Source organism: Pantoea sp. MHSD4 (assembly GCF_021043305.1).
Taxonomy (GTDB): domain Bacteria; phylum Pseudomonadota; class Gammaproteobacteria; order Enterobacterales; family Enterobacteriaceae; genus Pantoea; species Pantoea eucalypti.
In genome coordinates, this window is the sequence record NZ_JAJNDH010000004.1 from 81549 (window position 1) to 105405 (window position 23857).

Sequence of the window (23857 nt, forward strand, 5' to 3'; positions counted from 1 at the left end):
AGATGCCGCGCGTTATTCACGACGCGTGGCAATCTCTCACCGCTGTTTCCAGTCCCGTAAGTTAATTACACCTTTTAATTAACTCGCGTACAAGCAATAAGAATAATCTGCAAATAATTCACAATTTTTCTTCATTTACCGATAAACTTACCTGACCTGTAACTGCTTCAGTGCGCGTATGAATTATTACACCCCCGATGATGTACAACTGAAGCGACGTTCGACGCGATTTGTCCGGCGAATGTTTATGATGCGCCAGCTTGGTACCTTTCTCTGTTTTCTGCCCATTCTTTCTGTCCTGATGGAGATGGGAATGTGCCCGCAGCTCTGCGCCTTATTGTTTACTAATGCGTTTGTCTGGCCTTATGCAGCGTACCGACTGGCGTTGCGATCCCGCGACCCCACTGGATTTGAACGCAAAAGTTTAACGCTGGATGCCGCCTTTGGCGGATTCTGGGTTGCAAACATGGCGCTCAGCCCGTTGCCCTCAATTATTATCATGGCGGTGCTGATCTCCGATCGCTATTCGGCTGGGGGCTGGGTTCAGCTGAAATCCGCAATAAAGGCTTTTCTGTTTACCTTCATGCTGGCCTGGCTGGTGGAAAAGGCGCCCATTCTGCTTAATTTCAGTACCCGTACCGTCTGGCTGACCTTGCCGCTGGCCAGCGGATATCTGCTGGCACTCAGCGTGGTGTCACATAATCTGACCCTGAGTCTGCGCAAAAAGAACCGCGAGCTGGAACGTATTGCACTGATGGATCCCGGGCTGAAAATCCCAAATCGACGTCTGTTTGAGCAGCGTCTGGAAAGTGAGTTTTTGCGCACCCAGCGAGGTGAGGGTAAAGCCTGGCTAATGCTGCTGGACGTTGATCATTTCAAGCAGGTGAATGACACCTTTGGGCATGAGGCTGGTGACTTTCTACTGGCAGAAATCTCGGCACTGCTGCGTAATAGCGTCGGACTGAAAGATATTCCTGCCCGTTTCGGGGGTGATGAGTTATGCGTCATTGTGCGGGATGCAGACGAAGCCAGCATTACGCTGCTGGCAGAGCAGATTAAACAGGGCATTGCGCTGCTGCGGCTGCCAGCGTCTCCCACTTTTCAGTGCTCGGTGAGTATTGGAATTGCACCGGCAAGTGATGCGGAATCCATCCATCAATGGCTGAGATGCGCTGATGAAGCGTTGTATCAGGTTAAGCGCGCCGGTCGCAATAACATACAGGTCTGGCATTCGGGCACGCTGGAAACGCTGGATGAAGTCAGAAGCAGATAGAGAACACTGCCTGAGACAGTGTCTCAGGCAGGGGGATTAAATTGCGGGATAGTCGCCGGTGCCTTCAGGCCACGGCGTCAGCAGATCAAAACCTTCTTCAGTCACTGCGACGGTGTGTTCCCATTGCGCGGAAAGCGAGCGATCTTTCGTGACCACCGTCCATCCATCTGACAGCACGCTGGTGCCTGCTTTACCGGCGTTGATCATCGGTTCAATGGTGAAAATCATGCCAGCTTTCAATGGCATCCCTTCACCGGGTGTGCCGTAGTGCAGCACCTGCGGATCGGTGTGGTAAATCTCCCCGACGCCGTGACCGCAATATTCACGCACCACCGAGAAACCTGCGGCTTCCGCAACGCGCTGAATTGCTGCACCCACATCACCCAGCGTCGCGCCAGGACGAACTGTTTTAATACCCGCAACCATCGACTGATAGGTGATCTCAACCAGACGTTTGGCCCGGACTGATGGGGTGCCGACAAAGTACATGCGGCTGGTATCGCCGTACCAGCCATCTTTGATGACCGCCACATCGATATTCACAATATCGCCATCCTTAAGCGTCTTACTGGCCGGAATACCGTGGCATACCACATGATTAACCGATGTGCAGGTGGTGCGGGTATAGCCGTGATAGCCAATGTTCGCGGGTGTGACCTTAAGTTCATTCACAATGAAGTCGTGGCAGATATCATCCAGTTCTTCCGTGGTGATACCGGGACGCACATGAGGCGTGATCATCGCCAGTACCTGAGCAGCAGCCTGTCCGGCTGCGCGCGCCATTTCAATTTCCGCTGCGGTATGTATTTTAACGGTGTTCATGACACGTCTCCTTGTGGGATGAGGCTCTCTTTTGGGAGCATACTGCGAATATCAGCGCTGCCTTCCAGTTCAAGCCGGATCAGCATTTGCGCCAGTTGGTGTTGAGTCTGCTGCGGATAGAGTTCAGCCAGCATGCCAAGCTTAAGCCAGTGTTCTGCCTGGGCATTGATCGAGCGGCTCATCGCCTGGCTGGCGATGCGGAGATTCTCATGCATCAGGTCGGAAATTTTTACGATACCCATACAAGCCTTATATGAAGTGTATACGTTTCGTATAGAGTAACGGTAGCGGATGTGATTTGCAAAGAGGGCGTGAATGGCTGTATGAATTTCCGTACAAGTTTTATAGACTTTGTCGGGTTGCCGGTGTGTAGATCGTGGTATTTGCTTTGAAGAGAGTCTATTGGCGGTGGCTACTCAATTGCACTATTCATGATACAAATCAGGAAAATCGACAGGGAAGCCATGATGAAAAAAATTGTTGTTTTAACATTCGCACTGGTCATTTCCGGATGCCATACACGAACAAACCCTATTAATCATAAGGGAATTGAGTCTCCAGACGCATCAGAGATTAAATCACAGTGTGAAGCTCAGACACCTCAGCAAACGCAACAACGCGAGGTGATGCTTTGGATATGCCAGGCCTCAACATCAATACAGCATCGCTTCTTCGATGCAGATACTTATCGCGGTAAAACATGTGACGTAAGAATTAAGCTGGCGCAACGCGATCATCCGGTAAAGATAAATGTTGTGGGCGGCGATCCGGATCTGTGCGTTGCGGCTACTGAAGCCATTAATCAGGCAGTAGATAACAATACTTTCCCCGTGGGCCGCCCATTCCAGAAGGACAGTATGACAATCCATTTTGCTCCGCAGTAAACGATGAGAGCTATCCGGAGTGTAAAGCACTGGATTCAATGCTGATCTGTTTATGTATTACGCTTCTGAAACCCAGACTACGCTTTCACATGCTGTATCAGGAATAATGTCACTTACCGATATAAATATTATCAAAGCCGGAAGCTGGGCTTCGATCAAGTACGACAGTGAACGTTGTGGTTGTCGGATTAGCAAATTTCAGGTTGAAACGGCAGAGGGCCGTTTTAAGTGGAATGACAACGCGTTGCCATTTTGAGGTGTAGCAGAACATGACGTTCTGGAATGAATAACCCTGTTCCTGTGTAAAACGCTGAATAGACTCTATCATCTCTGCAGTAATGAGGTGTGATTCAAATGTCACGCTGTGATAATTTTTATTTTCAAGATCCTGTAAACACTTTTTAAGTGAAATAATAACGTCGCTAAGATCGGACGTGTTCCCTGGTGTGCCGAAAACTGACAGGCGCAATGAGACATCTTTTTTTCTTTTATCAAAATAGATAAATCGTCCTGAAAAGCTGCGTGTAATTTTCAGGTAATATATCCAGAAGGCAATAAGAAACAGCATAGCTAATTTGATGGAATCTGAGTCTGTCATCATGCCTCCGCAGCGAATAATATACAGGACAGGTTTCGCCAGAGTGCAGAGAATATCACAAGGGTATGTCGGATGTGCCTGATCTTTTAAGGACGACTACAACGTTATACCCTCTCAGCTTGCAGCCCATCTGATGAATCAGACGCGAACGTCGCCTTGTGTTCAACACTCAGTTTACGACTGATCAGCCAGACCGCTGCACGGGAAAGCCTTTGCGAGGGGGGTGAAACCGAGAGCAACCTGAAAGCCTGGCGGTCGTGGCCCAGGTCCGCCTCGGACGGATGCGTCATTCTGTTGAACGATTACGCTATGCGGCCAGAGACCGACTGCTAAAAGCGGTAAGCAGATGTCGAACTGCGATGCAGTTACACGTTGCCAGCAGCAGGCAACAGATTCTCACGCCGATAGGAGCACCATTGTGACCAGCAATGCTCAGGATTGATATCAAAATAGCCCCGGCATTCGGCCATCGTGAAAGCAACATCACGCGGCACTTCGATAAACGTGGCGTTATCCCGGACGTGGCGGACTTCATCCTCTGTCAGTGGGCTTCCTTTCTCATTCTCTTTTTTCATCAGTAAGGGAATGAGGGCAGGTATATAAACGATGCTCATTTTTCATTTCCCGCAGTAGTGAAAACAGACGCCGTCGGGACGTCACGTCTTTGTGGGCTCTTCATCATGCTATAGGTCACGTTCCGGACGTCTCTGCTTCCTGAAATATATCGGTTCATCGTTGTTCCAGTGCTGCCAGACTACTTAAAGTGCATTGCTCTGGGAAACAGGCAGGAGCGTTAAGCCCGGCTGGCTTGCCAGAGAGCGTGATGAACATGCAGGAGCAATATCTTCTATTACTCCTCCCTTTATGTTTTTATTTTCTCATTATGTTTTCGACAAAAATCACGATATCTTCAGCCCGATTAGTCATATTTTTTAGATTGAGTTAAGTCATTAATCGCCGGCGATCTTAAAACAAGTCCGGATGGTAAAAAGAGGATTAATAGTGAACAGTAGCGGCGTCTGTTAATTTGACTTACCGGGACGTAAGCACGATGAAATAACGGCTATCACTTTATCACAACGTTGTTCAGGTGACGTATTGACTGGGTGACCGGCACCTTTTACTGTGTTTATTATCAGTTGTGCCCGTTTCTTTACCGAACACAGGAGGTTCTTTTGCAGCCAGACGTCATGCGGTTAGCCCTTCGTCCAGTCAGCGAAGCAGATGCAGGCGACCTTTTCAGGATTTATGGTGACCCTGCGACGAACGTGTTTAATCCAGCCGGTCCTTACCCGAATATTGAACATGCACGGGATGTCTTGTCTCGCTCAATAAGCCACTGGGAAACACAGGGTTTCGGCAATTGGGCTATTTCGCTTCGGGATGATCCTGACAGAATCATAGGCTTCGGAGGGCTGAGCATCCGAAACTTCGCCGATATCACGATCAATAATCTGGGGTATCGATTCTCGACGGAATCCTGGGGGAAAGGGCTGGCGACAGAGTTTGCCCGATATGCAGTCAGATATGGGTTTAGTGAGTTAAAACTCACGGAAATCTCTGCAGTGGTGAGAGCAAACCATCTGGCGTCACAAAAGGTTTTGATTAACGCCGGACTTCGGCATATTCGCGATGTCTATGATGTGCCAGATGCGGCTGCAAGCATGCTTTTTACGCTGAGCCGGGATGACTGGCATCAAACATTTTTGATTGATAGAAGGAGGGGACAATAAGGTGATGAGTGCTGTCTGATTCGTAATCCTGACAGCAATCTAATTTGCTTCATTGCCGTGACGACCCGTTAGTTTGACACCGAAAACGCAGAAGCCTAACAGGTCCTTTGCTTCATCTTCAACACGCGTAACCATGACAAGATCGGATGAACCGTCGGGCAGTACGACTTCATATGGCGGGTAGGGTAGCCCTTTTATTCGGAATTCCTGCAGCCAGAGCAACTTGTCCGCCTGAGAGGGTATCACCTCATAAATGTATTTGTGAATAACATCCTGTGGGGCCCAGCCAAGCCTTTCAGCAAAGGTGTCGCTTGCATCAACAATCATCAACTCCGGGTTAAGAAAGCAGATGGAGGTACCAGGAACTGCGTACATTGATGATATCTGATGCGCCCGCTGGTCAAGAGAAAGACGCACAACCCGGCGAAGAAAACCTTTTTCGGGCGCTTTGGCGAGCATCAGATGGCTTTCTGCCGCGGCCACCGGCTTGCCGAACAGATAGCCCTGCGCATACAGGCATCCAATTCCGCGTAACATTTCAGCCTGCTCATCCGTTTCAACCCCTTCGGCGATCACATCCATATCAAGACTTTGGCCCAGTCCAACCACGCTGGAGATAATTTTTCGGCTATCCTTTTTATCCAGCATGGAGCGAATAAAGCTGCTATCAATTTTAAGAGTATTGACGGGTAATTGAATTAACCAGGAAAGACTGGAATAGCCTGTCCCAAAGTCATCCATCGCAATCGTACAGCCCATATCAGACAAGGCTTCAACCTCTGCACGGGCTGTTATGATGTCATCTAATAGGGCAGTTTCGGTTATCTCAATCTTTAATCTTGTCAGATCAAACTGAAATCGATTAGCAGTTTGACTGATCATTTCAGCCAGGTCTCTGCCATTGAGCTGAGAGGGTGACACATTCATCGACAGAAATTGATGTTCCGGCCATGCAGCTGCCGTTTTGAAACCTTGCGCTATCAGGCTGAGCATCAGCTCGTCCAGCAGACCGTTTTGTTCCATGGCAGGAATGAAGTCTGCTGGTGGCGTAACGGTTCCTTGCGGGGAAATGTGGCGTGCGAGCATTTCAAAACCCATCACGCGCAGGTCTTCCAGTGAGACGATAGGCTGAAAAAACGGGTGAAACTCACCGCTGTTAATACGCCGTAGCAAAACTTCACGCGGCTCGTCATTTTTCACAACAGGTTTCATTTTATTCCTGTAAATCCATAATTTTCAGCCGGTTAAAAAACTATATACATTCTAAACAATGAAAATTGAACAAAAATGAGAGCATCCCATTTCAACTTTTAAATTATCAGCCTGATCACATCAAACAATGTATGTTTAATAAGAGTGGTATGTTCAATCCTGCTTAACATTATTAACGGGTTGATAGTCTGATGTTATCATTTTCAAATTATAACTGACGACGTAAGTTCACGTTCCAGATGTCTGTCATTATCGGCTAAGCCTCACTTTTCATTACCTTCTGATTGTAAGATGTTGACACAATCCCTCCTTTACATCCTGTAATGACTTCGCTTCCATTGACGGAATCTCGTCTCCACATGCAATAAGCACTGGACACAACATTGAACCCTCGCGGATTCGAAAAGCGAGTGTTCTGAAATGTTCCGGAGAGGGTATGCGGGAAGCCCCGCGATGAGGATAAACGGATCTGCTCGCCTGCAGAAATAACTCACATATCATGTAATTAAATATCCGCTATGGCACAAAGTCTGGAAGCCGTTAGTATGACATAACGTTATTTGATTAAAGTTAATGCTCTCCGAAAATACTCCACAAAGAGGATGATTGATGGCCATTCATATAGTGATTCCAGACGATTATCAGCTCGCTACTCAGCAGTGTGACTTTCTTCAGCACAACGACAAATACCTCTGCTCGGCTCTGGGAGACCTCACTAAAGATTCAATGGCTGATCACCATCTATCTGCAGCAGAGGCATTGATACTCATCAGGGAAAGAACAGTGGTTGATGCAGCCTTTCTGCGACGCACACCGCGTCTTAAATTAATCAGCCAGACGGGTAAGCTGGCGAGGAATGTCGATGTTGAGGCCTGTACAAGGGCGGGTGTGGCAATTGTAGAAGGGACCGGTTCCCCGGTCGCGCCTGCAGAATTAACCTGGCTGCTGATCATGGCATCACGCAGAAAATTAGTCTCTTCGGTGAATGCAATGGCCGAAGGACGATGGCAAACAGAAATAGGCTCTGCAGTCAATAATCAGCTCATCGGCATTCTTGGCTATGGGAAAATAGGAAAACGTCTCGCTTCTTTTGCAGCCGTTTTTGGGATGAGAGTGCAGGTATGGGGAAGTCTTCGCGCACAGGAAGAAGCCCGTACTGACGGATGGATAGTGCCGGAGAGTCGGGCGCAGTTTTTCGCCACCAGCGATGTGGTAACCGTACATCAAAGGCTGGTCGCGTCGACGGAAGGTAATATCACGGCGGCCGATCTTGCACTGATGAAAACGGATGCGTTATTTGTGAATACCAGCCGCGCTGAACTCGTTTCGAAAGGCGCATTGTTAAACGCCCTGAAACAGGGGCGCCCCGGATTTGCGGCACTGGATGTTTACTACGATGAACCGTTGTACGACGCGCAACATCCTTACCTGCAGATGCCAAATGTGCTGTGCACGCCACATCTGGGCTATGTCGAGAAGGCCAGCTATGCGCTCTACTTCAAAACGGCCTTTGATAATGTCGTACGTTACTTTAGTGGTGATAGATCACATGTGATTAATGCTGGGGTATCAGAACGATAAATTTACCCGTGATCTGGCGATAAAGGCTTTTTCTGACCGTGCATTTCTGATGCCGGACGATTCAGTTGCAGGCTGTGTGCTTACCGTCAGGCCTCTTCAACAGTCATCGGCAAAAATTAGTCATTGCATCCCGCCTGCTTGTATTTTAGTATTTACTTAATTTAGAGAATCCTAAAATAGTAAACATGAAAAACAGTCAGCTTGTTCGGTTGCAGGAAAGCGCTTCGCTGGCGACAACGTTGCTGAAGTCGATGAGTAACAGCAATCGCCTTTTAATCCTCTGCATCCTTATTGAAAAACCCGGCACCTCGTCAGGGGAGTTGGCCCAGCAAAGTGGGCTGACACCTTCTGCCACCTCACAGCATCTGGCGAAAATGAAAGAAGATGGTCTGATTGAGTCTTCAAAGGTGGCTCAGCGGGTGAACTATTTCATAAAAGACGATGCGGTTAAAAAAGTTGTCTCCACACTAAAAGATATCTATTGCCCGGAGGATTTAAAATGAAGTCTGAATCGATATCGCCGTTGCAAGCCAGTGAGATGATTGCGCAAGGAGCCGTGCTGATTGATATCCGTGAACGTGCAGATTATCTCAGAGAACACATTCCGGAGGCGGTCTCACTGCCACTTTCCGACATCACCGCGGGTAAATGCGTCGATAACGCAGGCTCCCGTCCTGTGATTTTTCACTGTCAGGCAGGGATGAGAACCACCAGTAACGCTGATGCACTTATAAAAGCGGCAACCTCTGAAAACGTCTTCCTGATGTCCGGAGGCATTAATGCGTGGAAAAGTGCCACGTTCCCGACAGTCGAAGATAAAAAACAACCGTTGCCTGTCATAAGACAGGTTCATATTACGGCGGGTTCACTGGTTCTGCTGGGTGTGGTGTCTGGATATACCCTCGATAGCCGATTATTTTTGCTCTCAGGAGTGATAGGTGCCGGTTTAATTTTCTCTGGCGTGACGGGTTTTTGCGGGATGGCAACGTTGTTGCAAAAAATGCCCTGGAACAGAACGGCGAAATAGATTCCAGGACGCATCTTAATTCTCAGCTTTCATCAATGTGAGGCAGATGCGTACTGTTTTCATCGTATAAACCACAGCGATATTTTATGTCATTAAGACCACTCTTTATGTATCGATTCCAGCATAGAGACTGTATCTATTGTAATGTCAGCACGCATGACCGGACTGGTCAGCCTGTTACTGTCCAGGCACGCATGTATATGCTGAACTTCATAAACAAGCTCAAAATCGCAGGGAAAATGCAGCTCTTCTGTTTCGCCGCTGGAATAATGCACGGTCGCCCGTCTGGCTTTCCAGTAGTCGGGTATTTCAATGTAGCCTTTTTCACCATAGATAAATGCTTTGTTAATAGCATTAACCTGCTGGGAGATTTTACTGACGATGAGAATGCCAGCCTGTGTGGTCAGATTAATAACACACTGTGCATCAGTGCCTGAAAATGAACGAATTGCTGTACTCGCGCGATATTCCGGCATTTCATCAAACAGAAAAGGTCGCCGGTGAAGTCAGGACGCTGGCGCAGCGCGACGGCTGCCCGGGATATTAAACATCTGATTGAAGAGGCTGTGGCGCAGGTCGAAAGTGGTGTTGTCGTAGCAACCGGAACCGGCAAGAGTATTCTGGATATCAACGCTATGGTCGGAAAACTGGCTGTGGCAATGGATAACATCTCGCTCGCCTCGGCTGAACAGATGCAGGGTATTTCTCAGGTCAGCATTGCGTTAAACCAGATGGATGGTGTGACGCAGAATAATGCGGCGCTGGTGGAAGAATCCTCTTCTGCATCGCAGTCTCTTTCAGTTCAGGCGCACTCTTTACGTGAAGCCGTTAACGCCTTTAGCATCTGAGCAGACAGGTAACTACTCAGGTCCGAATGGACTTATGACAGACAGTGAGTGACATCTGTTCAGGCCCCGGCAGCAGGGCCTGAACAGGCAGCTCAAAAAAAGTAAAATTTTTTGCATCCGTTTCCCTCCTTCATTCGTATTAACAGATAAGGGCACTTCGGCCCTGTCCGCAAACTGAATGAGGGAAGTGAAAATGAAGCCATTCCTGCCAACTCTGCTTTTATCTGCATTAGTCTTCAGCGGCGCCACTTTCGCGGCGAGTATGGACAGCGACACGGTGATGGTCGGTGGAGCGGCCATGTACCCGTCAAAAAATATTGTTGAGAACGCAATTAACTCCAAAGATCACACCACGCTGGTGGCCGCCGTCAAAGCCGCCGGGCTGGTTCCGACGCTTGAAGGCAAGGGGCCTTTTACCGTATTTGCACCGACTAATGCGGCGTTTGAAAAATTGCCGAAGGGTACCGTCGATTCCCTGCTGAAGCCCGAAAATAAACAAAAACTGACCAGCGTGCTGACCTATCACGTGGTCGCAGGAAAAATGGACATGAAAGCGCTGGAGAAAAAAATCAAAGCCGGTCGCGGTAAAGCCGAGCTGAAAACAGTCAATGGCGAATCACTCTGGGTGATGTCCAACGGCCCACATAACATTCAGCTTAAAGATGCTCAGGGCAATATTGCTAATATCACCACCTATGATGTGAACCAGAGTAACGGTGTCATCGACGTTATCGATACTGTACTGATGCCATAAAGCGTTACCTATACTGTGTGTGGCCACTGATTGCGTGGCCACACCTTTTACAGGGAAGCCGATGACAAAAAATGTGCCCCACATTCAGGCCGACTTAATGAACCAGATAGCCGGCGGTGATAAAGCTGCTCTTGAGCAGCTTTACCGCGTCCTGTCGCCCCGACTTTATGGGATCATCCTGCGGATGGTCAGGCGCCGGGACTGGGCAGAAGAGATCCTGCACGACACGTTTATCCATATCTGGCAGTCGGCAAACTATTACGATGATGCGCGCAGTGAGCCGCACATCTGGCTCAGCCACATAGCCAGAAATCGGGCGATTGATTTCCTGCGAAAACATGAGAACCGATGCTGTTCACTGGAAGAAATCAGTGAAGCGGAAGCGGGTTTTCAGGCGTTACTTCCCGCGGATGACAGTCCTGCAGAGGCGCGTCGTCTTCAACATTGTATGGCGCACTTACCTTCAGAACAGCGACAAAGTATTTCGCTCGCTTATTATCGTGGCCTGTCGCAGAGTGAGATTGCGCTCTCCATGAGTCAGCCTGAGGGTACGGTTAAAAGCTGGATCCGTCGCGCGTTAATCCATCTTCGGGAGTGCATAGGCCTATGACTGCTCAGGAACACAATGATCTCACTGCGGCGGAATATGTGCTGGGTCTTACCGACGATGTGACACGCCATCGGCTTGATAAACGTCTCAATGACGATTCACACTTTGCTGCAGAGGTGCTGCGCTGGCAGAAAGCGTTTAACGGCATCGATTTGCTCACCCACGACGTTATTCCTCCCGCTACGGTCTGGCCGCTGATCAGGCAGGACCTTAACCGGAACGCTGGCGCCTCTGGCACGATATCAGTCCGCAGGCAACCTGGCTTCTGGCTCGGCTGGAGTCTGGCGGCGGCAATGGCGGGCCTCCTCATTTACACCCAGGTGATTAAGCCGGATACCCCGCATTCCCTGCAGCCCATTGCGGTACTCAGTGGCGCGCAGCCCAACGCACAGTTTGTGGTGAGTCTGGATAAGTCAGCGTCACGCATTCAGGTCTCGGCGCTAAACATCACGCTGCCAGAGAATAAAGCCCTGCAACTCTGGCTGATCAGGGGCAGTGCTGCGCCGCAATCGTTGGGACTGATCAATCACATCGACAGTAACGCTTTCCGATTAGCACCAGGCGAGTTAAACAATCAGACGGTGCTGGCGGTGAGTCTGGAGCCTGTTGGGGGTTCTAAACTCAGCGGGCCATCCGGGCCGGTGATTTTCCAGGGCAAAGTGACGTTGCTCTGATAGTCAATGGCGCAGGTTCAGCCGGAATTCAGGAGACAGGGTGAGTGGGTGGCAATCCGAATGGCAAACCTCCATTTCTTTACATTCACAACATCAGGGGGAGGACAAAAGAATGGAAATCAGAGCGGCCATTGAGTCTGATGCGACAGGCATCAGTGAGCTGATACACAGTGTGTCGATAAAGTGTAACTTTTCAGAGGCAGAGCCCTGTCCGCACTGGTTTATCGAGAGCATAAAACCCGATGTGCTTAAACCTTTGATCGTTGCAGATGACTATCTCTGGCTGATTGCCGTGGAAAGAGGTGAGGTAACAGGCGTACTCACCCTTTTCGAAGGCAATCTAGTGAAATACTTTTTTGTGCATCCAAAGTTTCACCGTCAAGGGGTGGCAAGGGCACTCTGGCAGCAGGTAGCGCCCATGCTGCGATCAGAAATCAGTGTACGGTCCTCACTCTTCGCCGTTCCCTTCTATGAAAAACTGGGATTTAAGAGAGTGGGAGAGGTTAAGTTTTTCAACGGCGTATCATTCCAGACAATGATGGCTCGGTTCTGATTTAAAAGAGATTTTTTAATTTCTTCATTTCTGCAGTAAATATGGCCCTGCCACGCGTTTAGTAAAGCCGCTTTGGGAGGGAGTGGACCCGGGCAGGCCACTCTTCTTGACTTATCACTGCGTACATTCTCTGTATTCAACTCGCTGACTTATTGCACCTTCCCCGTCCGGCGATGCCAGGGCGGCGGATGTTTTGCAGCGTTTTTACGTTTCATCTGCCTCTTTTTACGCCTTTTTTACAGGCCGATCGGTTTAATTAACGGCACCGGGCGCTGATGCGCCTATGTTCAAGGAAGCCGTGGATGAAATGCATTAACAAACCCTGGTCCATACCGGGGTGCAGCGATGCTGCTGTCGCTGAACTTGCTGAGCAACAGCGCCTTCGCCTTGTTTCGCCCCGCAAATGGTTCAGAGATGCCATCGAGGCCAGTACCGATCCGGCACTGCTGAACTATCGCCTGATCTCTCAGTGGCTGGGCGAATCGATACCGGACACCCGCTCTCTGACTCTGGCGCTGAACAATAGCCTCTGTTTTGGACTTTACCGCAATGGCCGACAAATCGGTTTTGCCCGCGTCGTGACCGATATGGCGGAGACCTGGGTAATCCGGAACCTGTTCATCTCGCCTGAATATCGTTTTATCGGGCTCGGCTCATGGCTGCTGCACTGCTGTCTGTCTCATCCTGGCGCCAGGGGCTGCCGGAGCATCATTGCAATGGGTGAGCCTGTACCGGATTTCTTCGAGCGTAACGGATTTATCTCTTTTCCCTCGCTGCCCGGTGTCTACGTGACGACGCTGCACGAAGGGGGATACGACCCGATTTGCGCCAAAAGCGCCAGCAGGCACTAAGCCCGGGCGCACGCAAATGAGCGGTTTTCTCCAGTTTATTATCCGACCTCCGATTAATAGCCGCTCACTGCCAGGCAATGTTGCCTTCTCGCAGCGGGTTCTTAAGGAACACACCATGTCAGGCCTTATCCTTGTTTCTCATAATCAATGTCAACGTTCGACGCTTACTGCCGTTTATGAAGGCATACTTTCCCGTCAGGGCGGGCTGTGGATTAGCTGGGATGGTGAGAGCAAAATGATACCCAGCGACGCGTCAAGACCCTACTTAGTGCAGCAGGCTGGCCAGTATGAAACCGTGACCTTCTCCTATACGCCGGGCGAGCTGAATGAGGGTTACCACAACTATATTCACAAAGGACTCTGGCCTGTTTTTCACCAGCGCCCTGACATGGCCCGATTTTCTACCAGTGGCTATCAGGAATATAAAAATATTAATAAAGCCTATGCGCGCGCCATTTGCGAAAATGCCACACCCGACGATGTTATCTGGATTCAGGATTATCATCTGCTTGGCTGTGCTTCCTATATTCGTGAAGAAGGGCTGACCAACTCAGTGGGTATTTTTCTGCATCAGCCTTTCCCGGCTGGCAGGATGTTTGAAACGATTCCCGAATGGCGCTGGTTCACTGACTCATTACTGTGTTGTGACCTGATTGGCTTCCAGACGGTACAGGATATGAATAACTTCCTGGTCTGGCTGGAGAGCGAATTCAGACTGGAGCGACTGGAGGCACAGCGTTTTCGAATTAATGGCCGGATAATAAGAGTGGGTGTATTTCCGGTCGGGATTGATCTTGATGATGTGCAATGTCTGCACGAGAGCAACAGCTGTGCTTACATGGAAATGCAGTGCCGCGAAAGTCTGCCAGAAAATACCGTGCTTAGCGGCGGCCATCTTGATGAGAGTTCGGGGCTGCCTTACCGCATCAGTACTCTGGAGGTACTGTTAAGAAGACATGATTGCTATCAGAAAAATATCACGCTATTGCAGCTGGCACCTCCGGCAGCCGGACACGCGCATGATGCATCTGAACTCGGTCATGCGCTGGAAGCACTGTGCGGCGAGCTGAATGGCGTACATGGCACAATGAACTGGTATCCGGTGAACTATCTCACTCATGCTTATAGCCGGGAAGAGCAGGCTGGTATCTATCGAGCCTCACGCGTTGCGCTGGTAACGCCATTAATGGCGGGTATGAGTCTGATGGCGAAAATGTATGTCGCCCTGCAGGACCCGAAAAATCCTGGCGTGCTTATCCTCTCGCAGTTTGCCGGTGCAGCCGAGCAGATGGAGGGAGCCATCATCGTCAATCCTTATGATCCTGACGCCATGGCCAGTGCGGTGCATCGCGCCCTGCAGATGCCATTACACGAACGGCGAAGTCTGCATGCCCGTCTGATGAAAGGCCTGCATATGCACAACAATCATCACTGGGCCGGGGCGTTCTTAAGCATGCTGAACGCTGAGCCGGCGGCGCCTCAGGCTCTGCCGCCACCGGCATTTTTTCCGCGATTAAGCAGTAGCCGGGCGAGATACTGAGATTCAGAACGTAAACGGTGCTTTATAAAGTGAAGGTGTGGAAGTTAACGGGTTCACGCTGACAGAGAGCAGAGCAGAGCAGAGCAGAGCAGATAACGTTTTATCTACCTGCTCATCAATGTGTTGTTTGGATCAGTGCTTAATGATGTGATGTTACGGTCTGCATTAAACGGGAGCATCACTATTTCATGACGTTTTGGTATTTTTCCAGATCCTTGCCATACCTTCACTTACAGGGCTGACGCGCGTAAAACCAAATTTTTCGTACAGCGCCGGAACATCTGCCATCAATGTGACATAAGCGCTATCACAGGCATTTTGATCGAGCCACTTTGTCAGCGTTTCCATTATCATGCGGCCCAGACCTTTTCCCTGATGCGTGGATCTACAGCGACATCGACAATATCCATATTCAGCGCGCCGTCGCCTACGATACGCCCCATTCCGATGACGATTTCCCTATAAAGGATATGAACACCATAACAGCTGTCAGGACGTCCCTGGCGGGCAGCTTCGGCGGGACGTGGCGTCAGTCCTGAGATAATACGTAAGCGGCAAAAATTCTCTACAGATTGAACAGTTCCAGCAAGCTGGTAGTCAGACAATTTTTATTCTCTTCTCAGCATCCATTTTCTGCAAAGTCTGGTTTTCGACGTTGTTCAGGGCGGGTAATCTGCAAATCAGGTTTTAGCATCCCACAAGAGCAGCTACTCAGATTCGCTCTGTCATTACCCCACGCAGTTCCTCCCTGAGCCAGCTCAGCGGCATATCGTTATCACAGCGTTTATGCCAGAGCAGCGAAAGAGCGATTTCGGGAGTCGCCACCGGTACAGGGCTGGAGCATAAACCGTAATGGGTTATCCAGTCATCCGCCAGCCCGGCGGGGACGGTAGCTAACGCGGGCGTGCGCACCAGTAGCGGCGGCAGAGAGGAAAAATGCGGCGTCACGTAGCGAATCGAACGTGCCTTTCCAAGGGTCGCAAGCTGGTCATCAATGGCGCTCCAGGTTGATCCACGATAGGAAACCAGCAGATGATCATGCGCCACGTAATCCTCCAGCGTCAGCGGCGCAGATAACGAAAGCTGCTCCGGATGCCACAACGTACAAAAGCTATGTGAAACGATTTTCTCGCGCTGCAGCGTGGCGGGCGTGTTATCGCCCACCGATATGGCAAGATCGATCTCGCCACGTGCGACCAGTTCCACATCCCTGAAGGGATCGCTGGCCGTGACCTGAAGCGTCACGCCCGGCGCGGTGCGCGTGATGCGCGCATACAGTGCCGGCATGATTGAGCGCTCAACCCAGTCGCTCATCCCCAGCCGAAAAACATGCGTCACCTCAGAAGGCGTGAAGGATGCTGGCTGAAAAAGGACATTCTGCATCTGCGCCATCAGAGGCCCCAGCTCAGCGATCAGCGCCTCGGCTCGTGGGGTAGGCTCCATTCCTCTTGCTGTCCGCACAAAGAGCGGATCGCTGAACATCACCCGCAACCGGGCCAGTGCATTACTGACCGCAGGCTGACCCAGATGCAGCTTCTCTGCTGCACGAGAGACGCTGCCTTCCCGCTTCAGAACTAACAGCACCGTCAGTAAATTCAGGTCGATACGATGAAAATCATTTTCTCTGATAGTGAGCATCAGTTTAATCAATTTGAGTGATATGGATTGTCTGAGGATACTGCCCACCACGTTGTGATAAAACATTCTGGAGAATAATTGATGAAAATTTTACTGATGCTGGTGGCGTCACTTATAGCGTTCAGTCCGGTCTATGCAGCCGAACAGCCGTCTGCACGGGATCAACAGGCTCCGGGTTATTACCGGATGATGTTAGGTAAATTGCGCATTACCGCCGTTTCCGACGGCACGGTGACCATTCCCCTTAATACATTACTGACAAACATTTCACCGGATAAACTCAGCAAGGGAATGGCCAGAGAGGCGATGACGCCGCAGGCTGAAACGTCGATTAACGCCTTTGTTATCGATGATGGCAAAAAGCGCATCTTAGTGGATACTGGCGCCGGTGAGCTTTTTGGCCACGATGGCGGACATCTGCTGACTAACCTGGCTGCTGCTGGCTATCCGGCTGAATCGATCGATGCTGTGCTTCTGACTCATGTTCATGCCGATCATTCAGGCGGTGTCTCGCGTGCAGGCAAGCCGGCTTTTCCTGAAGCTGAAGTGTATGTGGATAAACGGGATGTCGATTTCTGGCTTAATCCGGCCAACGCCAGCAAAGTGGAAGCCAGTCAGGCTCACACCTTTGCGGATTCTGAACGAACGCTTCGCCCGGTCATGAATGCTGGCCTGCTTAAAACATTTATGGCACCCGCTACATTACCGGGAGGAATCCGTGCTGAGTCGACCGCTGGCCATACGCCGGGCAGCGTACTTTATCGCGTGGAAAGCCAGGGGCAGACGCTGGTGTTATGGGGAGACATCATCCATGCCAAAGCGGTGCAAATGCCAGACCCCGAAGTGGCCATCCATTTTGATGTCGATCAGAAACAGGCTATTAATACACGTGAAAGGGTACTGAAACAGGCTGCCGATCAGGGCTACTGGGTGGCTGCGGCGCATATCGCTTTCCCGGGTCTGGGTCATGTTCAGCACGAGGGTAATGCTTATCGCTGGGTGCCCGCTAATTACTCCACCGAGCTCGGGCAGTCAGTTTCTGACGAGGCCAACAATTAACACATAATGGGTTTGGCAAAACGCGTTCAGACAGATTTACCGGTCACAAGCTCAAAGCAAAGCAGATTGGATATTTATCGGGCGTCCATTGCGGACGCCTTTCAACATCACTATTTCACTGGGCCTCCTCTGGCACCCGGCCTGAAAGCATGCTTTTTCGCCCGCCAGGCGATGATCAACGCAACCGCCATAAAGGTGAGTAGCGCCCAGGGGAAAGATACCGCACCGGCATTATTGAGAAGCAGTCCTCCAGTAACGCCGCCGCTGGCGATAGCCAGATTCCATGCGGTTGTCACCATCGCCTGAACAACGTCGACATGATTGCCAGCCGAATCAGCGGCGGCCGTTTGCATCTGGGTTGATGCACCACCAAACGACCAACCCCATACGATGACAGCCACATAGACCACAATCTGTTCCCGCATGCCTGCGACCAGCACCACAGAAACCGCCGCCAGTGCTGCAAGGCTGAGCAGAACCAGATGTCGCAAATGACGATCTACCAACATTCCGGTGATCCAGATGCCGACCAATGCCGCGATGCCAAAAATCAGCAGGATAAGTCCGACGTTTCCGGTCAGTCCCGACAACTGCAGGAATGGTCCGATGAACGTATAAAGAATGTTGTGAGCCGTCATCCACAGAAAGATAACCGCCAGAACGGGCCTGACGCCGGGCATACGGAAAACCTGCCATACCGGCAGTCGACGGTCAGCCTGCTGGCCCGGCAGGTCAGGAACCGCCACCCATGTCCAGATAAAGAGAATAATGGCCAGTGCTGCCATGATCCCAAAGGGGACTCTCCATCCCATCATACTGCCCAGCCATGCGCCTGCCGGGGTTCCCAGCGACAGGGCAACCGGTATTCCAACCATCGCAATAGCCAGCGCGCGGCCCTGTAATTCAGCAGGAACGAGGCGGCGCGCATAGCCCGCCAGGATTCCCCATGCAAGTCCGGCAGCCACACCGGACATGAAGCGAGCCCCCATCGTCAGCCAGTAGCTGGATGAAAGGGTGGTAACGGTGTTGAAAATCAGGAAAGTCCCGACGGCAAGCAGCAGCACTTTTTTACGTCGCCATCCACTGGTCAGAACCGTTAAAGGAATCGCCGCCAGCAGCGATCCCAGCGCATAGATACTGACCAGCTGGCCTGCCATTACCTGAGAAACACCCAGACCTTTTCCGATCTCCGGAAGCAGACCCGCCGGAAGGGTCTCGGTCAGAATGGCGATAAAGCCAGTCATGGCAAATGCCAGCAGGGAAGCCAGAGGCAGGCCTCGTTGTGTTGTGGTTTCACTGAATGCGGTATTGACGTGCACGTTGAGTCCTTTTTTAAGTTTGTAACGCTTAAATATTGCGAAAACCCGCGTGATAACAGGCTGGCTGATATAAATATCGATCGGTATATATATTCGAAACTATAAGCCCCCGCGCAACTTGTCAAGAATATATGTATCGATTAGTATTTATGTCTGGCAAGTCAAAAAGGAACGGATATGGCTCAGATGGGACGTCCACGAACGTTTGACCGTGACGAAGCAATTCGTCAGGCGATGACACTTTTCTGGCAACACGGTTACGAGTCCACTTCGCTTGCCATGCTCAAGTCGAATCTCGGTAACGGTATCACTGCCCCCAGTTTTTACGCCGCATTTGGTTCTAAAGAGGCGCTGTTCGAAGAGGTTGTCGAATGCTATATGACGACTTATGGTCAGGTGAACGATTGTCTATGGGACGATTCGCTTGAACCCCGACAGGCTATCGAACTCGCCTTGCGTCGCTCCGCAAAGATGCAGACAGATCAGGGACATCCCAGTGGTTGCCTGATCGCGCTATCCGTTAATACCTGTTCACCTGCAAACGCGCACATTCGTGAGCTTCTGGCAGCGCAACGCGATCGAACCAGAGCGGGATTTTTGAGATGTGTCACCAGAGCGAGAGAGGCGGGGCTTCTGGTTTCCGGTACAGATGTGCAGGCACTGGCCAGGTTTTTTCACAGTTTTGAAATTGGCCTGTCGACCGAAGCCCGCGATGGCGCAACCGGTAAAGAACTTGATGCGGCGGTATCAACTGCCATGAAGACCTGGGATGCCGATTGCCGTAGTGTTGATTGACAGAAAATGGCGCCCGGACTCAACACGGCACGTGAGTCTTTGTGAGGAGCGTTGTACGAAAGCGGAATAACCGTTGTCCTCAATAAGGAAAAGACGTTTCGTGAAAAGTAAGCTTATGACTGACATCAAAACGTGGGCACGAAACATCAAACGGTATGTGCATGCGGTATGGCTCGCCGCCCGCGATCCCCGTACACCGTTAGTGGCTAAAGTGCTGGCGATGATTGTCGCGGCCTATGCGGTTTCACTCATCGATCTGATCCCCGACTTCATTCCCGTTATCGGCTATCTCGACGACCTGATCATTGTACCGCTGGGGATCATGCTGGTGGTGCATCTTATTCCCCCCGAGGTGATGCGCGAACATCGTGAAACTGCAGCGCAAGCCAGTACACATCCGGTCAGTCGCGTAACGGCAGGAATCGTTATCGCGATATGGATTGTTGGTGCCACTGTGCTGTTCAGCCAAATCGTCGCAGCGTTCAGGCACCATTTTTCCTGAAAGCACGGTAGTCGATTTTCCATGCATTGAGCTTGTTATATAACGCCGTTCGTGAGATCCCCAGCAGTTGCGCCGACTGACGCAGATTCCCCTGTTGTTCACTGACAACCTGTAAAATATGCATCCGCTCCAGATTTTGCAGTGAGGGTTGAATCCCTCCGGGCGCATCACTGGCTGAGACTTGCTGCAGGGATTCGGGCAAATCGGCGCGGGTTATTTCTAACCCTTCACTCAGGTTGACGACACGCTCAATCACATTTTCCAGTTCACGTACGTTTCCCGGCCAATCCCAGGCTTGCAGACAGGTCATTGCGTCCGGCGCGACCACAGGCGGAATACGCTTCAGACGTGTGCAGAGCGCCTGAATGAAAATATTCACCAACTCCGGTATGTCTTCACGACGGTCACGCAGCGGAGGAATTTCTAATGAAATTACATTCAGACGGTAATAGAGATCGCGCCGAAAGGCATTTTTCTCCACGGCATCCAGCAGGTTGCAGTGCGTTGCCACGATAATGCGGACATTCACTTTCACGGGCTGAGCCGCGCCGATACGCAGCACTTCACTCTCCTGCAGCACGCGTAGCAAGCTGGTTTGCGCTTCGAGCGGCATCTCACCAATCTCATCCAGGAAAAGGGTTCCGCCGTCAGCCAGTTCAAACTTGCCCGCCGAACCGCCACGCCGTGAACCGGTGAAGGCGCCATCCGCATAGCCAAACAGCTCGCTTTGCACCAGATCGCGTGGCAGTGCGCCGCAGTTAAGAGCGATAAACGCTTCCTGCTGACGTGGGCTGGCATTATGGATGGCCTGCGCAAACAACTCTTTGCCGGTGCCACTTTCACCGCTGAGCAGCACTGTGCTGTCGGTTCGGCTGCTGACCCGGGCCTTATGAATTGCCTGCTGCAGACGCGACGAGCGGCCGCGAATCATGTCAAAGGTGTAACTGGCATTCACGCCCATGACACGTCGTGTAATGGCACGGATACGCTGATTTTCACGCAGCGACAGCACGCGTCCGCCATCCGGCGCGGGCATCAATGATATCAGGCAGGAGAGGGGGGCCAGGCCGGCCGGCCTGAACTGCAACTCGATGTCATTACAAAAAGGCATGGTCAGCAGCGATCCGCCTTGTGGCTGTAGCAGTTCATCAATCGGGATATTGCCTGGATTCAGCCCGCTGAAAATCTGGCGCGCATAGCGGTTAAGGGTTTTAATGCGTCCCTGTTTATCACAGACAATCACACCTTCATTCAGCGTCTCAAGAATGGACTGCTGTTCAGCCAGCAGGCGTCGTAGCATCAGTTGCTGTCCGACTGCTTCTGCAGCCGCCTGGACCGTGCCAAGTGTGTGGACGTTGAAATTATCAGGCGTGGCGGTCAGTGTGAGCACACCTATCAATTGTCCGTTTTCATTACGTACGGGGGCCGCAGCGCACTGCCGGCGGCGTTTTCGCAAATCAAACTTCCAGTTTTCACCGCTCAACACATAGACCAGTCGCTGTTCAATCAGGCAGCGCGCGGTACAGTTAGTACCCAATACCTCTTCACGCAGAATACTGCCGATCGGTGTCAGGTCGGCACCGCAAAAATGGAGCGTTACACCCTGCGCATCGGTGAGGTTAATGTGCCCGTCCGGATTATAGGCGAGCAAATTTTCCATAATGCTGCGTGCAACAAGAATGAGTTCTGCATTGTTTTCAAGAATCGCAGTCAGTTCGCTGGCTGGGGGCGCGGTATAGATAAATCGATCTGGATCGATAGCGTACTGCTGCGAGCGTTGCCAGGAGTGCAGAATAGTTTCACGAAGCGCTGGCGGCGGTTCGCCCTGGGTAAAGCTCTCCCAGCTTCGCCATAACAGCGCGTCCCAACTGTCGGCGGCCTCCCTGTCGGGCAGGCTGAAGATCGACTCGCTCTCATCTCGTAATAACAATTGCTGATTCACACGCCACTCCAGTGGAATTAAATGTCCATTTTATGGACATGTTAAGTTGACATGTAAACATTGTTGCCAGTTTGTGGTGTGACGTTGTGTCAGCGCTCACAAAATTTCCCGGATTTTGGTTGGCACCCCCTTTGCAAAGGTTGATGCAATCACCTGAATCAATCATGCGAAGGGAAATAAGTTGTTATGCGCAAACATAATTTACGGCTGATTCTGTTTATCTGTGCCATTGCTTCACTGAGTGGCGTGATTCTCGGTTATGACGCTTCTGTAATCTCTGGCGTTATCGACCCGCTGACAGAACATCTGAATTTAACGCCATGGGAAAGTGGCTGGGCGGTGTCCAACGTCATTCTCGGCTGCATCGTCGGCGCATGGAGTGTTGGCTTCATTTCTGATCGTATCGGTCGCAAAACGACCCTAATCGTTACCGCTCTACTCTTTTTGCTCTCCGCAGTGGGCGCTGCGCTGGCGGGATCGCTGACCGATTTCGTTATCTGGCGACTGACTGGCGGGCTGGCGGTCGGGATGGCCTCTGCGATTACGCCGCTTTACATCGCTGAAGTTTCACCCAAAGACTGGCGCGGACGGATGCTCGGCCTGCAGCAGATGCTGATGGTGGGCGGACAGGTTACCGTCTATGTCGTGAATTACCTGATTGCACGCGGCATGCCGCATCAGTGGATTGTCAGTGAAGGCTGGCGCTGGATGCTTGCTTCGGGCGTGGTGCCTTGCGTGCTATTTCTGCTGCTGGTGCCGTTTATGCCAGAGTCACCGCGCTGGCTGGCGCTGAACGGCAAAAAAGAGCGGGCCCTTGAGGTGCTGACGCGTCTTTCAAATGCCCAACACGCCGAGCGACTGTTACAGGAAATCCTGACGTCAAATCGGGATGACCACATCCAGACCCGTCAGCGCGGCATCCTGCGGGATGCGCGGGCACGCTATATCCTGCTGGTGGGTTGTGCCATTGCTATTTTGCAGCAGATCTCCGGTATCAACATCCTGCTCTATTACGCGCCGTCACTCTTACAAAATGTCACCGGCAGTACCCAGTCTTCCCTGTTTCACAGCATTTTCATTGGTCTTGCGCTGCTGGCTGGCGTGGCCGTTTGTCTGAGTACCATTGATCGTCTGGGCCGGACAGTGCTGCTGCGCTGGGGGGCACTGGGATGCGCGCTCTCTATGATCTTCACCGCCCTGGCATTTATCGCCGATGCAGGTGGCCTGCTGCCGGTGATTGGACTGCTGGCCTTCGTGCTGATATTTGGCCTCTCATGGAGCCTGGGTGCCTGGCTGCTGATCTCAGAAATCTTTCCTAATCGGATTCGCGCCGTGGCGATGGGCTTTGCGTTCGCCTCGATGTACGTCGCTAATTTTATCGTTACCCAAAGCTTCCCGATGATGAACCGCAGCCAGGTGCTGATGGAACACTTTCATGGTGCCTTCCCACTGATGTTATGCGCGGTGGGATCGCTCATCGCATTCTGGTTTGTCCGTCGTTTTTTACCGGAAACCCGGGGCGTGTCGCTGGAGCACATTGAACCGCTGATGCTCTCCAAATCCCGTCGTTTCGCTGCTGAGGTGAAGCGATCTGAACAACACCCTTCATCGCCCGCCTGGACAAAAGCAAAATAATAAGGAG

The 23857-nt window shown here is 51.2% G+C and carries 25 protein-coding genes and 2 pseudogenes; 17 read left to right on the forward strand and 10 right to left on the reverse strand.

What is annotated here, in order from left to right; all coding sequences use genetic code 11:
* The first annotated feature begins 178 nt into the window (after positions 1-178).
* Entirely contained in the window at positions 179-1273 is a 1095-nt protein-coding gene (locus tag LQK91_RS13390) for a sensor domain-containing diguanylate cyclase (RefSeq protein WP_008924597.1), read from the forward strand.
* A 36-nt stretch (positions 1274-1309) separates the two neighbouring features.
* Here LQK91_RS13390 and map read toward each other — a convergent pair whose 3' ends face one another.
* Both map and LQK91_RS13400 read right to left on the reverse strand, forming a co-directional pair.
* Positions 1310-2095 carry a type I methionyl aminopeptidase gene (gene map, locus LQK91_RS13395; RefSeq protein WP_003854972.1) on the reverse strand — a complete coding sequence of 262 codons (786 nt, stop codon included), beginning with the start codon at positions 2093-2095 and terminating at the stop codon, positions 1310-1312.
* Positions 2092-2337, reverse strand: a complete 246-nt coding sequence (locus LQK91_RS13400) for a ParD-like family protein (RefSeq protein WP_003854973.1) — start codon at positions 2335-2337, stop codon at positions 2092-2094. The genes map and LQK91_RS13400 overlap by 4 nt, the downstream gene beginning before the upstream one ends.
* A 222-nt stretch (positions 2338-2559) precedes the next feature.
* Here LQK91_RS13400 and LQK91_RS13405 point away from each other — a divergent pair, with 222 nt between their 5' ends.
* Positions 2560-2979: a cell envelope integrity TolA C-terminal domain-containing protein gene (locus LQK91_RS13405; protein ID WP_225613826.1), complete on the forward strand. Its 420-nt coding sequence runs from the start codon at positions 2560-2562 to the stop codon at positions 2977-2979.
* Positions 2980-3088: 109 nt separating this feature from the next.
* Here the strand turns inward: LQK91_RS13405 and LQK91_RS13410 are convergent, their stop codons facing one another.
* Both LQK91_RS13410 and LQK91_RS13415 read right to left on the reverse strand, forming a co-directional pair.
* On the reverse strand, positions 3089-3580 hold the full coding sequence (locus tag LQK91_RS13410) for a hypothetical protein (RefSeq protein WP_225613825.1): 492 nt from the start codon (positions 3578-3580) through the stop codon (positions 3089-3091).
* Between the two features lie 362 nt (positions 3581-3942).
* Positions 3943-4191 carry a hypothetical protein gene (locus tag LQK91_RS13415; protein WP_003854978.1) on the reverse strand — a complete coding sequence of 83 codons (249 nt, stop codon included), beginning with the start codon at positions 4189-4191 and terminating at the stop codon, positions 3943-3945.
* A 576-nt stretch (positions 4192-4767) separates the two neighbouring features.
* On the opposite strand from LQK91_RS13415, the gene LQK91_RS13420 reads away from it, so the two are divergent.
* Positions 4768-5310 carry a GNAT family N-acetyltransferase gene (locus LQK91_RS13420; protein ID WP_033742902.1) on the forward strand — a complete coding sequence of 181 codons (543 nt, stop codon included), beginning with the start codon at positions 4768-4770 and terminating at the stop codon, positions 5308-5310.
* Between the two features lie 39 nt (positions 5311-5349).
* On the opposite strand, the gene LQK91_RS13425 is transcribed toward LQK91_RS13420, so the two are convergent.
* The gene (locus tag LQK91_RS13425) at positions 5350-6522 is read right to left on the reverse strand and encodes an EAL domain-containing protein (protein ID WP_105099787.1); all 1173 of its coding nucleotides are present in this window, start codon (positions 6520-6522) and stop codon (positions 5350-5352) included.
* Between the two features lie 609 nt (positions 6523-7131).
* Between LQK91_RS13425 and LQK91_RS13430 the strand changes: the two genes are divergently transcribed.
* From LQK91_RS13430 to LQK91_RS13440, 3 genes are all read left to right on the forward strand, one after another.
* The gene (locus tag LQK91_RS13430; protein ID WP_105099786.1) at positions 7132-8103 is read left to right on the forward strand and encodes a D-2-hydroxyacid dehydrogenase family protein; all 972 of its coding nucleotides are present in this window, start codon (positions 7132-7134) and stop codon (positions 8101-8103) included.
* A gap of 185 nt (positions 8104-8288) precedes the next feature.
* Entirely contained in the window at positions 8289-8606 is a 318-nt protein-coding gene (locus LQK91_RS13435; RefSeq protein ID WP_003854984.1) for an ArsR/SmtB family transcription factor, read from the forward strand.
* Positions 8603-9130 carry a rhodanese family protein gene (locus tag LQK91_RS13440; protein WP_008924603.1) on the forward strand — a complete coding sequence of 176 codons (528 nt, stop codon included), beginning with the start codon at positions 8603-8605 and terminating at the stop codon, positions 9128-9130. The genes LQK91_RS13435 and LQK91_RS13440 overlap by 4 nt, the downstream gene beginning before the upstream one ends.
* A 92-nt stretch (positions 9131-9222) precedes the next feature.
* Here LQK91_RS13440 and LQK91_RS13445 read toward each other — a convergent pair whose 3' ends face one another.
* Complete coding sequence (locus LQK91_RS13445) at positions 9223-9606, reverse strand: hypothetical protein (RefSeq protein ID WP_192378056.1); 384 nt, start codon at positions 9604-9606, stop codon at positions 9223-9225.
* Between the two features lie 17 nt (positions 9607-9623).
* Here LQK91_RS13445 and LQK91_RS13450 point away from each other — a divergent pair.
* The 7 genes and pseudogenes from LQK91_RS13450 to LQK91_RS13480 all read left to right on the forward strand — a co-directional run.
* Positions 9624-9978 (forward strand): annotated as a pseudogene (locus LQK91_RS13450) (methyl-accepting chemotaxis protein); the annotation flags it as partial.
* Positions 9979-10171: 193 nt separating this feature from the next.
* On the forward strand, positions 10172-10732 hold the full coding sequence (locus LQK91_RS13455) for a fasciclin domain-containing protein (protein ID WP_105099784.1): 561 nt from the start codon (positions 10172-10174) through the stop codon (positions 10730-10732).
* Positions 10733-10793: 61 nt separating this feature from the next.
* Positions 10794-11342 (forward strand): sigma-70 family RNA polymerase sigma factor, encoded by a 549-nt coding sequence (locus LQK91_RS13460; RefSeq protein WP_039661468.1) that lies wholly within the window; start codon positions 10794-10796, stop codon positions 11340-11342.
* A complete protein-coding gene (locus tag LQK91_RS13465; RefSeq protein ID WP_105099783.1) occupies positions 11339-12016 on the forward strand; it encodes an anti-sigma factor in 678 nt (225 codons plus the stop codon). The genes LQK91_RS13460 and LQK91_RS13465 overlap by 4 nt, the downstream gene beginning before the upstream one ends.
* A gap of 112 nt (positions 12017-12128) precedes the next feature.
* Positions 12129-12569 carry a GNAT family N-acetyltransferase gene (locus LQK91_RS13470; RefSeq protein ID WP_033763312.1) on the forward strand — a complete coding sequence of 147 codons (441 nt, stop codon included), beginning with the start codon at positions 12129-12131 and terminating at the stop codon, positions 12567-12569.
* 302 nt (positions 12570-12871) lie between these two features.
* A complete protein-coding gene (locus LQK91_RS13475; RefSeq protein ID WP_105099782.1) occupies positions 12872-13420 on the forward strand; it encodes a GNAT family N-acetyltransferase in 549 nt (182 codons plus the stop codon).
* Between the two features lie 115 nt (positions 13421-13535).
* On the forward strand, positions 13536-14960 hold the full coding sequence (locus LQK91_RS13480) for an alpha,alpha-trehalose-phosphate synthase (UDP-forming) (RefSeq protein ID WP_105099781.1): 1425 nt from the start codon (positions 13536-13538) through the stop codon (positions 14958-14960).
* A gap of 186 nt (positions 14961-15146) precedes the next feature.
* Here LQK91_RS13480 and LQK91_RS13485 read toward each other — a convergent pair.
* A pseudogene (locus LQK91_RS13485) lies at positions 15147-15565 on the reverse strand (GNAT family N-acetyltransferase).
* Between the two features lie 106 nt (positions 15566-15671).
* Positions 15672-16598 carry a LysR family transcriptional regulator gene (locus tag LQK91_RS13490; protein WP_033763314.1) on the reverse strand — a complete coding sequence of 309 codons (927 nt, stop codon included), beginning with the start codon at positions 16596-16598 and terminating at the stop codon, positions 15672-15674.
* Between the two features lie 81 nt (positions 16599-16679).
* Here LQK91_RS13490 and LQK91_RS13495 point away from each other — a divergent pair, with 81 nt between their 5' ends.
* Positions 16680-17657, forward strand: a complete 978-nt coding sequence (locus LQK91_RS13495) for an MBL fold metallo-hydrolase (RefSeq protein WP_105099780.1) — start codon at positions 16680-16682, stop codon at positions 17655-17657.
* Positions 17658-17767: 110 nt separating this feature from the next.
* On the opposite strand, the gene LQK91_RS13500 is transcribed toward LQK91_RS13495, so the two are convergent.
* Positions 17768-18976 carry an MFS transporter gene (locus LQK91_RS13500; RefSeq protein WP_039661465.1) on the reverse strand — a complete coding sequence of 403 codons (1209 nt, stop codon included), beginning with the start codon at positions 18974-18976 and terminating at the stop codon, positions 17768-17770.
* A 177-nt stretch (positions 18977-19153) separates the two neighbouring features.
* Between LQK91_RS13500 and LQK91_RS13505 the strand changes: the two genes are divergently transcribed.
* Complete coding sequence (locus LQK91_RS13505) at positions 19154-19771, forward strand: TetR/AcrR family transcriptional regulator (RefSeq protein ID WP_039661464.1); 618 nt, start codon at positions 19154-19156, stop codon at positions 19769-19771.
* A gap of 100 nt (positions 19772-19871) precedes the next feature.
* A complete protein-coding gene (locus LQK91_RS13510; protein WP_231001628.1) occupies positions 19872-20273 on the forward strand; it encodes a YkvA family protein in 402 nt (133 codons plus the stop codon).
* On the opposite strand, the gene LQK91_RS13515 is transcribed toward LQK91_RS13510, so the two are convergent.
* Complete coding sequence (locus LQK91_RS13515) at positions 20254-22215, reverse strand: sigma-54-dependent Fis family transcriptional regulator (protein WP_105099778.1); 1962 nt, start codon at positions 22213-22215, stop codon at positions 20254-20256. The two genes, LQK91_RS13510 and LQK91_RS13515, sit on opposite strands and share 20 nt — an antisense overlap.
* Before the next feature lie 186 nt (positions 22216-22401).
* Between LQK91_RS13515 and LQK91_RS13520 the strand changes: the two genes are divergently transcribed.
* Positions 22402-23850, forward strand: coding sequence for a sugar porter family MFS transporter (locus tag LQK91_RS13520; protein WP_105099777.1), 1449 nt, complete (start codon positions 22402-22404; stop codon positions 23848-23850).
* The last annotated feature ends 7 nt before the right edge of the window (positions 23851-23857 follow it).

Bases quoted from the DNA above. Each gene is read 5' to 3' on its own strand.
- LQK91_RS13390 (WP_008924597.1), top strand. From the start codon at position 179: ATGAATTATTACACCCCCGATGATGTACAACTGAAGCGACGTTCGACG.
- map (WP_003854972.1), bottom strand. From the start codon at position 2,095: ATGAACACCGTTAAAATACATACCGCAGCGGAAATTGAAATGGCGCGC.
- LQK91_RS13400 (WP_003854973.1), bottom strand. From the start codon at position 2,337: ATGGGTATCGTAAAAATTTCCGACCTGATGCATGAGAATCTCCGCATC.
- LQK91_RS13405 (WP_225613826.1), top strand. From the start codon at position 2,560: ATGATGAAAAAAATTGTTGTTTTAACATTCGCACTGGTCATTTCCGGA.
- LQK91_RS13410 (WP_225613825.1), bottom strand. From the start codon at position 3,580: ATGATGACAGACTCAGATTCCATCAAATTAGCTATGCTGTTTCTTATT.
- LQK91_RS13415 (WP_003854978.1), bottom strand. From the start codon at position 4,191: ATGAGCATCGTTTATATACCTGCCCTCATTCCCTTACTGATGAAAAAA.
- LQK91_RS13420 (WP_033742902.1), top strand. From the start codon at position 4,768: ATGCGGTTAGCCCTTCGTCCAGTCAGCGAAGCAGATGCAGGCGACCTT.
- LQK91_RS13425 (WP_105099787.1), bottom strand. From the start codon at position 6,522: ATGAAACCTGTTGTGAAAAATGACGAGCCGCGTGAAGTTTTGCTACGG.
- LQK91_RS13430 (WP_105099786.1), top strand. From the start codon at position 7,132: ATGGCCATTCATATAGTGATTCCAGACGATTATCAGCTCGCTACTCAG.
- LQK91_RS13435 (WP_003854984.1), top strand. From the start codon at position 8,289: ATGAAAAACAGTCAGCTTGTTCGGTTGCAGGAAAGCGCTTCGCTGGCG.
- LQK91_RS13440 (WP_008924603.1), top strand. From the start codon at position 8,603: ATGAAGTCTGAATCGATATCGCCGTTGCAAGCCAGTGAGATGATTGCG.
- LQK91_RS13445 (WP_192378056.1), bottom strand. From the start codon at position 9,606: ATGCCGGAATATCGCGCGAGTACAGCAATTCGTTCATTTTCAGGCACT.
- LQK91_RS13455 (WP_105099784.1), top strand. From the start codon at position 10,172: ATGAAGCCATTCCTGCCAACTCTGCTTTTATCTGCATTAGTCTTCAGC.
- LQK91_RS13460 (WP_039661468.1), top strand. From the start codon at position 10,794: ATGACAAAAAATGTGCCCCACATTCAGGCCGACTTAATGAACCAGATA.
- LQK91_RS13465 (WP_105099783.1), top strand. From the start codon at position 11,339: ATGACTGCTCAGGAACACAATGATCTCACTGCGGCGGAATATGTGCTG.
- LQK91_RS13470 (WP_033763312.1), top strand. From the start codon at position 12,129: ATGGAAATCAGAGCGGCCATTGAGTCTGATGCGACAGGCATCAGTGAG.
- LQK91_RS13475 (WP_105099782.1), top strand. From the start codon at position 12,872: ATGAAATGCATTAACAAACCCTGGTCCATACCGGGGTGCAGCGATGCT.
- LQK91_RS13480 (WP_105099781.1), top strand. From the start codon at position 13,536: ATGTCAGGCCTTATCCTTGTTTCTCATAATCAATGTCAACGTTCGACG.
- LQK91_RS13490 (WP_033763314.1), bottom strand. From the start codon at position 16,598: ATGCTCACTATCAGAGAAAATGATTTTCATCGTATCGACCTGAATTTA.
- LQK91_RS13495 (WP_105099780.1), top strand. From the start codon at position 16,680: ATGAAAATTTTACTGATGCTGGTGGCGTCACTTATAGCGTTCAGTCCG.
- LQK91_RS13505 (WP_039661464.1), top strand. From the start codon at position 19,154: ATGGCTCAGATGGGACGTCCACGAACGTTTGACCGTGACGAAGCAATT.
- LQK91_RS13520 (WP_105099777.1), top strand. From the start codon at position 22,402: ATGCGCAAACATAATTTACGGCTGATTCTGTTTATCTGTGCCATTGCT.